At 67.6% G+C, this 10,898-nt stretch carries 7 protein-coding genes and 1 pseudogene; 2 read left to right on the top strand and 6 right to left on the bottom strand.

The annotated features are described in order from the left end of the window. Positions 1 to 125: 125 nt before the first annotated feature. Positions 126 to 294 (bottom strand): annotated as a pseudogene (locus tag ABZS43_RS33430) (type II toxin-antitoxin system VapB family antitoxin); the annotation flags it as partial. Then, entirely contained in the window at positions 246 to 659 is a 414-nt protein-coding gene (locus ABZS43_RS33425) for a hypothetical protein (protein WP_355039999.1), read from the bottom strand. The pseudogene ABZS43_RS33430 and the gene ABZS43_RS33425, both read right to left, overlap by 49 nt. Between ABZS43_RS33425 and ABZS43_RS33420 the strand changes: the two genes are divergently transcribed. Further along, entirely contained in the window at positions 646 to 4,725 is a 4,080-nt protein-coding gene (locus ABZS43_RS33420; protein ID WP_355039995.1) for a Zn-binding domain-containing protein, read from the top strand. The genes ABZS43_RS33425 and ABZS43_RS33420 overlap by 14 nt on opposite strands. Further along, positions 4,725 to 6,926 carry a 3'-5' exonuclease gene (locus ABZS43_RS33415; RefSeq protein WP_355039994.1) on the top strand — a complete coding sequence of 734 codons (2,202 nt, stop codon included), beginning with the start codon at positions 4,725 to 4,727 and terminating at the stop codon, positions 6,924 to 6,926. The genes ABZS43_RS33420 and ABZS43_RS33415 overlap by 1 nt, the downstream gene beginning before the upstream one ends. 56 nt (positions 6,927 to 6,982) lie before the next feature. Here ABZS43_RS33415 and hisH read toward each other — a convergent pair whose 3' ends face one another. The 4 genes from hisH to hisD are packed head-to-tail and all read right to left on the bottom strand — an operon-like array spanning position 6,983 to position 10,737. Then, on the bottom strand, positions 6,983 to 7,618 hold the full coding sequence (gene hisH, locus ABZS43_RS33410) for an imidazole glycerol phosphate synthase subunit HisH (RefSeq protein ID WP_355039993.1): 636 nt from the start codon (positions 7,616 to 7,618) through the stop codon (positions 6,983 to 6,985). Continuing rightward, positions 7,615 to 8,229, bottom strand: a complete 615-nt coding sequence (gene hisB / locus ABZS43_RS33405) for an imidazoleglycerol-phosphate dehydratase HisB (RefSeq protein WP_355039992.1) — start codon at positions 8,227 to 8,229, stop codon at positions 7,615 to 7,617. The genes hisH and hisB overlap by 4 nt, the downstream gene beginning before the upstream one ends. A 40-nt stretch (positions 8,230 to 8,269) precedes the next feature. Then, on the bottom strand, positions 8,270 to 9,403 hold the full coding sequence (locus tag ABZS43_RS33400; protein WP_355039991.1) for a histidinol-phosphate transaminase: 1,134 nt from the start codon (positions 9,401 to 9,403) through the stop codon (positions 8,270 to 8,272). Continuing rightward, positions 9,400 to 10,737 carry a histidinol dehydrogenase gene (gene hisD, locus ABZS43_RS33395; RefSeq protein WP_355039990.1) on the bottom strand — a complete coding sequence of 446 codons (1,338 nt, stop codon included), beginning with the start codon at positions 10,735 to 10,737 and terminating at the stop codon, positions 9,400 to 9,402. Before hisD ends, ABZS43_RS33400 begins: the two co-directional genes overlap by 4 nt. Between the last annotated feature and the right edge of the window lie 161 nt (positions 10,738 to 10,898).

Here is a 10,898-nt window from a genome sequence, read left to right as displayed (position 1 = left end):
TGGCCACGGTCCATGTTGCCGTCATAAACCAGTGGCTCCGCCACTGGTGAGAGCAGGCTATCTACCCACCCTCACCACTTCGAGACAGAACCTAGTCCGTCGGCGTCGCCGGTCATCATGGCACGCAGGCTCCGCGCGGAACTCTGGCGCAGCGCGACGCGTCGAGCGGCGTGAACGGTGTCTTTCTTCGTCAGCGGTCCCCAACTCCTTTGCCGCCTTCGCCAGCAAGTCGTCATCGAGATCGATCACCCCGCTTCCTGGGCAGCGCGGTCGCGACGCAACTGTCGGTGGCACTGTCGAATATGTTCGGCGACGCCGAACTCGACGCCGACGAGAAAAAGGCGCTCATGTTCACCGACAGCGTGCAGGACGCCGCCCACCGGGCCGGTTTCGTACAGGCGCGCTCGCATACCCTCAGCCTGCGTTCCACGCTGCGTAACGCGCTGGGCGACAAGGTATCCGGTACGGCGATGCTGACATTGACCGAACTGTGCGAGGCGGTGATCGACCGCGCGGGCGACGACCCGGCCCGCCGCTACCACCTGCTCGCCCCCGACATCGTCGAACACGACGAGTTCGCCGCGTTCTGGCAGCGGGACAAACCCGCCGACGAACGGCGCAAGGCGTTGCCAGGTCAAACGCCGCGTGCAGTTCGACATCGACCTCGAATTCGGGCTGCAGTCGCGGCTCGGCCGAACCCTCGAACTCACCGGCAGTGTCGTCGCCGAGGTCGACCTCGGGTCACCGGATCGCGTGGCGGGACTCGGTCGGCAAGCGCTCGAGGGCGCCGAGCATCAGATGGCGTTCTCCGCACCCGACGGGGCGGCCGTCACGCAGTGGGTGCGCGGCACCGCGGAGCGAATGCGAACGCAGGGCGCCATCCGCCACGTGTGGCTGGAGAAATTCGTGCAGCGCGACGCGAACCGACGCTGGGTGTGGGGCGGCAGGCCGAGGGGCGAAGGTATGCCCGCCTTCCCGAAAGGCCGTCCCGCCCCGGCATTTCCCGCACTCGGCGCGCGCACCATCCCGGAGGGGTTCGACCCGATCACCGCGCCCGCGTCGTGGTATGCCCGGTGGGCTGCCCGATGCCTCGGGGTGTCGCCGTTCGAGGGCGGGTTCCTGGCCCGGTCGCTGTTCACCGTGCTGGCGGAACAGCGCATCGTCACGACGGTCGGCACCGAGAAATCATTGACCGCCTACCAGCTGAGCGAGGACGGCATCCTCGTCGGCGCGCCGACACTGGCCGACCTCGAGGCGGGCAGACATCTGCTGGTGTGTGGTGTGTGCCAGACGCAGAATCCCGGCAGCGCCGCCGTCGTCGACCAGCTCGACGGCGCTCCCTGCCTGCTCACCCGCTGCCCGGGCGCGCTGCGCAGGGCCTACAAGACCGATAACTTCTATCGCAGGCTCTACGATCGCTCGGAGATGAAGCGGGTGGTCGCGCGCGAACACACCTCGCTGCTGCCGACCACGATGCGGCTGGAATACGAGACGAAGTTCAAGAACGGCAGCGCCGATCCGACCGCGCCGAACGTCCTCGTCGCCACCCCCACGCTCGAGATGGGTATCGATATCGGCGACCTCTCGACGGTCATGCTCGGCTCCATGCCCCGCACCGTCGCCTCCTACCTGCAGCGCGTCGGCCGCGCGGGACGTCTCACGGGCAACTCGCTGGCCCTGGCCTTCGTGCGCGGGCGCGGCGAGCACCTGCCCAAACTCTATAGTCCGCTCTCGGTCATCTCCGGCGAGGTGCGCCCGCCCGCCACATTCCTCACCGCCGAGGAGATCCTGCAACGCCAGTACGTCGCGCACGTCATCGACGGGCTCGGACGCCAGCCAGGCGCGCAGGATCCGATCGACGCCCGCGCGGTGCTCGGCAGCTTCGACGAGAACACCTGGATGGCCAGACTGATCCAGACCGCCGACGCGAAGGCCGATGAACTCCTCGACGGTTTCCTCACCCAGTTCGGCGACCTCCTCGATGAGGGAACACGGGATGACCTGCGCGCCTGGGCGACTCCGGGCGAGGACAGCGAACCCGGCGCCCCCTATTCGTCAGCGATGGCCCAGCACCTGCGCGAGGCCGTGCACCGCTGGAACCGGGACATCAGCGAACTCACCGACCGGCGCACCGCCGTGGACACCGCGATCCCCGAATTCGAGCAGCGCGCCAACTCCCCCGCCGCCACCGACGACGACCGGCGCAATCTGCGGTCGGCACGCGGCACGCTGCGGCTGATCGGCAAACACATCAGCGACCTCACCAACGAGCACTGGGTGGGTGTGCTGGAACGCTACGGCGTGCTGCCGAACTACACGCTGCTCGACGATTCGGTAACCCTCGATGTCGGCATCACCTGGATCGACCCGGAAAGCAACGAATACCACGGCGACACCGAGAGTTACCGGCGCGGAGCCCGCGTCGCACTGACCGAACTGGCCCCCGGCTCCACCTTCTACGCCCAGGGCCTGGCCGTGCGGATCGACGCCATCGACCTCGGCCCGGGTGAGGCGAATATCCACACCTGGCGGCTGTGCCCGAAATGCGGCTGGGCCGATATCAGCGCGGGCGGCGAGACCCCCCGGCATCGCGGCGGCTGCCCGCGCTGCGGTGACGGCGCCATCGCCGATGTCAGCCAGCAGGTGCAGGTGGTGGAGATGTCGAAGGTGTCGGCGGAGGTCCGCCGCGACGAGGCGGCGATCACCGATTCCCGCGACGAACGCCATCGCGAGATGTACTCCATCGTCACCGCGGCCGATATCGACCCCGGCAATATCACCCGCCGGTGGTTCGCCACCGATCACGACTTCGGTGCGGAATACCTGCGCCGCATCGACATTCGCTGGCTGAATATGGGTAAGCGGACCTCGCAGGGCAGCAGACGCACCATCGCGGGCCACGATGTCACGACGGGTCTGTTCCGCGTGTGCTCCGGCTGCGGCCAACTCGATCGGGTGGCGGGGCGGAACGAGGCCTACGAACACCGCAGCTGGTGCAAGTACCGCAAGGCGACAGACGAACGCCACGTCCGCGATATCGCGCTGGCGCGCACATTGCGCACCCAGGCGGTGCTGCTGCACGTCCCGCCCGAACTGCGTTACGACTCCTACGCCTACCCGAGTCTGAGCGCGGCGATTCTGCTCGGATTGCGTCAGGTGATCGGCGGTGCGCCCGAGCACCTCGACGTCGTGGCCATCACCGACGCCCTGTATGCGTCGGACCAGCAGGCGCTGCTCATCCACGACACCGTGCCCGGCGGTACCGGCTACCTCGCCGAGTTCGCCGACCCGCTGAAAGTGTGGTCCGTCCTGACCGCCGCCCGCGAAGTGCTGCACGCCTGCACGTGTGCCACCGAATCACGGCTCGCGTGCCACAACTGCCTGCTGCCGTTCACCCCGCCGAACGAACTCGACAAGGTCTCCCGCAAAACCGCGGCGAAAATCCTCGATTCGATTCTCGACGCCAGAAGCACCGCGCCGTCATGGCCGGAATGGTCCCGGTCGATCGTCGAGAAGACTCCTGCGAAACCGTTGGGCAGCAAGGAATCTCCGCTCGAGCGCCGCTTCTATCGGGCGTTCCTCGACCGGCTGAGCACGCTCGGCGCGACGATCAGGGAGACACCGGGCACCTATGCCAATAAGGCCACGATCACCGTGCCCGGCCGCAAGACCCGTACCTGGACGCTGACGCCGCAGATGCAGATGGGCAACAGCGTGCCCGATTTCGAACTCAAGACCACCGACCCCGAAATTCCGGTGATCGCCCTCTTCGCCGACGGGCGGAAGTATCACGCCGTGCCCGGCAACAATCGGGTCGCCGACGACGCGCACAAGCGCGCCATTCTCCGGTCGGGCGGAATCATGGTGTGGTCGTTCGGTCACGAGGATCTGGAACGCTTCGAATCGAAGAAGCAGGTCGCGCCGTCGTGGCATACCGAGAAGATGTCCACGCTCGTCATGAGACAGGGCAATCTACGGCCCGCCGTGTTCAAACTTCTCGACGCCGATCCGATCACTCAACTGTTCCATTTCCTGGTCGATCCCGATGTCGAGGACTGGGCGAAGGTCGGTTACTGGCTGCCGCTGATGTTCATGCGCGACAACCGGGTGCGAGGCGACGGCTCCGCCCTGGCCGAATGGGCACTCGACCTCATCGACGGCAGGGACGCCTCGATCCCACCGGGCACCCATGCTTGCGGCTCCTACACCGACGGGCCCTTGACCGTCACCGTATCGATGCGGCCCGACACCAAAACCGTCTCCGCCGTCCTCGTTCTCGATGATCGCGACGACGCGGTCGGCGCCAACGACGGCGCGGCCTGGCGGGAATGGCTGCGCCTGTCGAACTGGTTCGGCCTCCGCGACGCCCATCTCGTCACGACCAGAAACCTCCTCGCCGGTGACCCCACCGCGCCGGAACCGAAAGCCGACACCGCCACCGACGCCCTCGGCCCGCAATGGCAGACGCTCTACGCGGAAAGCATCTCCGATGCTGAGCGGGCCCTCGTCCGCGCCCTGGCCGAAGCCGGAGTACCGCTGCCCGCACAGGGTTTCGAGACCGATGACGGTGACGTCGTCGATATCGCCTGGCCGAGCGCCCGCGTCGGCGTGCTGTTCGACGGCGGCGATGACGCGACCACTACGCTGGCCGACCAGGGCTGGACGGTCTGCCCGCCGGAGATGGCACCGATCATGGCGGCCCTGACCGCGAACGGAGTGATGTGATGGCGAACATCGTCATGATGAACCAGAGCAAGGCGCTCGCCAAACTCGACGGGTCGCTGGTTCAGCGAGTATTCGGTTTCCTCGACAAACTACAGACCGACGACACCAGCCCGGGCCTGCACATCGAACCGATCAAGAGTGCCGTGGACCGGCGTGTGCGCACGGGCCGCGTCGATCACAACCACCGCGCCGTACTGTTCCGGGTGGACCCCAAAGAAGGCGGGACCACCTACGTCTACATGGGGACATGGAAGCACGACGTCGCGAACTCCCTCGCCGAACGCGCTGTCCTGCGGGTGAATCCCGTCAACGGCATTCTCGAAGGCGTCATCACCGAGACGGTCGAGGATTCGGTTCCCGAAGCCGCCCCGCGACCCGCCGCACCGGCCGACGAACGCGGCTTCCTCGCGGAAGCCGGATTCACGATGACCGATCTCACGGACCAGCTCGGCATGGATGCCACGCTGGCGAGACGTGCGCTCGCCGCCGCGGACGACTTCGAACTCAACGACATCGCCGCCGACGTCGTCGGCTGGCAGGCCGACGCACTGCTCGAATTGGGCTGCGGCACCGGCATCGACGATATCCGGGACAAGTACCGGTTCACCGAGACGCCGGTCGATACCACCGTGGACGAGGACGACCGGATCATCGAGGCACTCGACCGTCCCGCCTCGAAGATGCAGTTCACCTATATCGAAGGCAGTGACGAACTGCGCCGCGTCATCGAAGGCGGCGACTTCGCGGCCTGGCGGGTCTTCCTGCACCCGGAGCAGCGGGAGTACGCCGAGAAGAGCTACAGCGGGCCGTTCCGACTCTCCGGCGGCGCGGGCACCGGCAAAACCGTGGTGGCCATCCACCGCGCACGCAACCTCCTCGCTCGCCACCCCGATGCCAGAATCGTCCTGACCACGTTCAACAAGACACTCGCGAAGAACCTCGAAACCGATCTGCTGGCCCTCGATCCCGATATCAGGATCGCGACAAGGCTCGGCGAACCCGGCATCTACGTCGAGGGAATCGACAAGCTGGCCAACGACATCGTGCGCCAGGCCGACGACATCGGACCCGCGACCGAGGCGGTGCTCGGCGTGCACACCGAGGTGCCGGTGGCACGCACCAAGAAGGACCAGGTGTGGCGGGAACTCATCGACACCATCGACAGTGGTCTGGAACCTCGCCTCGCCACGACCTGGTTCCTCGATACCGAGTACACCTCGGTCGTCCTCGCCAACAAGGTGACCACGCTCGAGCAGTACGCGCGGGTCGCCCGCGCGGGCCGGGGCGTCCGGCTCTCGCGACCGCAACGGATCGCGGTGTGGAAGTTGATGGAGGCGTTCCGGCGCCGCAGCCGCATGGACGAAACGCTGAGCTTCCCGGAGATTCTGGCCATCGCGGCCGAATATCTGCGGCAGCGGGCGAACGCCTCCGATCACCTCGCCGACCACGTCATCGTCGACGAGGCGCAGGATCTGCACGCCACCCACTGGCTGATGCTGCGCGCGCTGGTCGCCGACGGTCCCGATGACCTGTTCATCGCCGAAGACTCCCACCAGCGCATCTACGGCCAGCCGGTCGTACTCGGCCGCCTCGGCATCAAGATCGTCGGCCGTTCCCGGCGACTGACGCTCAACTACCGGACCACCGCGCAGAATCTCGCGTTCGCCGTCGGAGTGCTCAGCGGCGCCGAATACCACGATCTCGAGGAAGGCCGCGAATTCGCACTCGACTACCGCTCGGCCCGTACCGGCCCCAAACCGATTCTGCGGCAGTGCGGTTCCGCCTCCGAAGAACTCGAGGTCGTGGCGGACCAGATCAACGAATGGCTCGGTGACCCCGCGGTCGACCCCTCCACCATCGCCGTGCTCACCCGCGGCGTCGGTAACCGCAGCCAGTTCGTCCGCGCCCTCGCCGAACGCGGCATCAGCGCCCGTGCGCTCGATGAGAACCAGGCCGTTCCCGGCCACGTCCAGGTCTTGACGATGCACCGCTCCAAGGGCATGGAGTTCTCGCGGGTGATCCTCGCCGGTCTCGACGAAACCAACGTGCCCGCCAAAGCCAGTCTGCACGGGGTGCCGGAGGAAGAGTTGAACGAGGCACGGCTACGCGAGCGATCGCTGCTCTACGTCGCGGCCAGCCGCGCCCGGGATCAGGTGGTCGTCACGTGGAGTGGACGACGGTCGGGACTTCTCGGCGGGTGACCCGAATTCGAAACCGCCGGCCACCGTGTTCGGCGAGGGCGTCCTGACCGCTGGACCTACAGCGAGGCAACCCAGTTACGCAGCAGCTGCGCCCCCGCATCGCCGGATTTCTCCGGGTGGAACTGGGTAGCCGACAGCACCCCGTTCTCCACCGCCGCCAGGAAGGGGACGCCGTGTTCGGCCCAGGTGAGGCGGGGGCTGGCGAAATGTTCGCTGGGTGGCAGATCCCAGGTCTGGGCGGCGTAGGAGTGGACGAAATAGAAGCGGGTGTCCTTATCCATGCCGGCGAACAGGGTGCTGTCGGAGGGGGCCGAGACGGTATTCCAGCCCATATGCGGGAGAACAGGCGCGGAGAGGCGTTCGACGGTGCCGGGCCATTCGGCGCAGCCCTCGGTTTCCACGCCGAATTCCACACCGCGTTCGAACAGGATCTGCATGCCGACGCAGATGCCGAGCACCGGGCGCCCGCCCGCGAGCCGCTGGCCGATGATGCGTTCGCCGCGCACCGCGCGCAGCCCCGCCATGCACGCCTCGAACGCGCCGACGCCGGGAACTACCAAACCGTCCGCCGCCAAGGCGATCTCGGGATCGGCGGTCACCTCGACCGTCGCGCCCGCGCGGACCAGCGCACGCTCGGCGGAGTGCAGGTTGCCGGAACCGTAGTCGAGCAGTGCGACCGATGTCCTACTCACAGCGTCCCCTTCGTCGATGGAACGCCGTTGACTCGCGGGTCGGGTTCCACGGCGGCGCGCAATGCCCGTGCCACGGCCTTGAATTCGGCCTCGGTGACGTGATGCTGGTCGCGGCCGTAGAGCACCCGCACGTGCAGCGCGATGCGGGCGTTGAGCGCGATCGATTCGAAGACGTGGCGGTTGAGCACGGTGGAATACGGCGCTCCGGGGCCGGAACCCGGAATCACCGCGTGCAGCAGGTGATCCGGTTCGCCGGTGTGCACGCAGTAGGGCCGCCCGGAGACGTCGACGACGGCGTGGGCGAGGGTTTCGTCCATCGGGATGAAGGAGTCGCCGAAGCGGCGGATCCCGGATTTGTCGCCGAGGGCCTGGCCGAGGGCCTGCCCGAGGACGATCGCGGTGTCCTCGACCGTGTGATGGGCCTCGATCTCGATATCGCCTTCCGCGCGCACCGTGAGATCGAAACTCGCGTGCGCCCCGAGTGCGGTCAGCATGTGATCGTAGAAGGGGACGCCCGTGGAGATCTCGGTCTTGCCGGTGCCGTCCAGATCCAGCTCCACCAGAATGCTGGATTCCTTGGTCACGCGTTCGACCCGCGCGGTCCTACTCATGCTGACACCTCGCTGACACGGTCGGTCGTTTCGGGCTGATTCATCGTGGAGTGAGTTCCGCCGAGGCCAATTTCGCGCTGACGCGCAGGAATTCGTCGTTCTCGGCGGCGAGGCCGATGGTGGCGCGCAGGTAGCCGGTGATACCGACGTCGCGGATCAGGACGCCTTCGTCCAGGTAGCGCTGCCAGGCGCGGGGCGCGTCGGCGAAACGGCCGAAGAGCACGAAGTTGGCGTCGCTCGGTACCACGTCGTAACCCTGTTCGGTCAGTGCCGCGGCGACGCGATCGCGCTGCGCGGCCAATTCGGCGACACTGCCGAGAGTCTCGTCGGCATGTCGCAGCGCGGCGCGCGCGGCGGCCTGGGTGACCACCGACAGGTGATAGGGCAGCCGCACCAGCAGGAGCGCGTCGATGACGGCGGGGGCCGCGACCAGATATCCGAGGCGTCCGCCCGCGAAGGCGAAGGCCTTGCTCATGGTGCGGGTGACGACCAGCGTCGCGGGGAAACGGTCGATCAGCGCGATGGCGCTCGGCTCGGCGGAGAATTCCCCGTACGCCTCGTCGACGACGACGATGCCGGGCGCGGCCTCGAGGATGCGAACGAGATCCGCGGACGGAATGCTGTGCCCGGTCGGATTGTTCGGGCTGGTCACGAATACCACGTCGGGGCGGCGTTCGGCGATGACGGCTACCGCGTAGTCGATGTCGAGGGTGAAATCGGCGCTGCGTTTCGCCTCGATCCATTCGGTGTCGATGCCTTCGGAGATGATCGGATGCATCGAATACGAGGGCACGAAACCCAGTGCGCTGCGGCCCGGTCCGCCGAATGCCTGCAACAGCTGTTGCAGAATCTCGTTGGAGCCGTTGGCCGCCCAGACATTGGCGGTGTCCACCGCGACGCCGGTCTGCGTGGTCAGGTAGGCGGCCAGATCACCGCGCAGCGCCACCGCGTCCCGATCCGGATAGCGGTGCAGGTCGGCGGCGGCGACCCGGATGGATTCGGCGACGTCATCGATGAGCGCGCGGGTCGGCGGGTGCGGATTCTCATTGGTGTTCAATTGCACCGGCACCGTCAATTGCGGTGCGCCGTAGGGCTTCTTGCCGCGCAGATTCTCCCGCAGCGGCAGATCGTCCAGCCCGATGGCGGAGCCGGGAACCGTCAGCTCGGCACTCACGACAGCGCCTCGAATCGCGCGGTGACGGCCTGTCCGTGCGCGGGCAGATCCTCGGCGGTGGACAGGGCGACGACATGTCCCGCGACATCTTTCAACGCCGCTTCGGTGTACTCCACCACGTGGATGCCGCGCAGGAAGGTCTGCACACTCAGACCGGAGGAATGCCGCGCGCAGCCCGCGGTGGGCAGGACGTGATTCGACCCGGCGCAGTAGTCACCGAGGCTGACCGGCGCGAACGCGCCGACGAAGATCGCGCCCGCGCTGCGCACCCTGGCCGCGACGGCGGGTGCGTCGACGGTCTGGATCTCCAGGTGCTCGGCCGCGTAGGCGTTGACCACGCGAAGCCCCTGCTCGATATCGTCGACGAGGACCGTGCCCGACTGCGCGCCGGTGAGCGCCGCGCGGACCCGCTCGGCGTGTTCGACGATGGTGATCTGCGCGTTCAGCGCGGCATCGACCGCGTCGGCGAGATCGACGCTGTCGGTGACGAGCACGCTGGCGGCGAGCACATCGTGTTCGGCCTGGCTGATCAGATCGGCGGCGACGTGCACCGGGTCCGCGGTGGCGTCGGCCAGGATCGCGATCTCGGTCGGGCCCGCCTCGGCGTCGATACCGACCAACCCGCGGCACAACCGCTTGGCCGCGGTCACGTAGATATTGCCCGGTCCGGTAATCAGGTCGACCGGTTCCAGCCGGGCGTCGTCGGTGTCGGTGCCGCCGTAGGAGAGCAGCGCGACGGCCTGCGCACCGCCGACCGCCCACACTTCCTCGACCCCGAGCAGCCGGGCCGCGGCCAGGATGGTCGGATGCGGCAGCCCGCCGAACTGCGCCTGCGGGGGTGAGGCGACGACCAGCGAATCGACACCGGCGGCCTGCGCCGGCACCACATTCATCACGACGCTGGACGGATAGACGGCGTTGCCGCCAGGCACGTACAGCCCGACGCGCTCCACCGGCACCCACCGCTCGGTGACGGTGCCGCCGGGCACCACCTCGGTGACGGTATCGGTGCGGCGCTGGTCGGCGTGTACTTTGCGGGTCCGCTCGATCGCGACCTCGAGCGCCGCGCGCACGGCCGGATCGAGTTCATCCAGGGCCCGTGCCAATTCGGCGGCCGGAACCCGGACCGAGGCCGGGACCACGCCGTCGAACCGCTCACTGAATTCGAGCGCCGCCGAAACACCGCGATCCCGGATGGCCTCGACCACCGGGCGCACGTGGTGCAGTACCGAGTCCACGTCGACCCCCCCGCGCGGCAGCGCGGTGCGCAGCTCGGCAGCGGAGGGAGTGCGACCGCGCAGATCAACGCGGGCGAGCTCGATGCGGGGTGTCATATCGGTCTGCTGTCCTGTCTGTGCTGGTTCTTTGTCCGGTACCAGCCTAATGGTCGGCATCAATCGGGTTTCCGGCCCGGTCGGCCTGCGCCGCGCTGCGGTGACCTGGATCTCAGCCGAGGCGGGAGCGGTCGGCGTGCCTCCGGCAGTTATTTTGCGCC

This window comes from Nocardia sp. NPDC005366, from assembly GCF_040606855.1.
GTDB lineage: Bacteria > Actinomycetota > Actinomycetes > Mycobacteriales > Mycobacteriaceae > Nocardia.
This window is presented reverse-complemented; position numbering and strand designations above follow the sequence as displayed.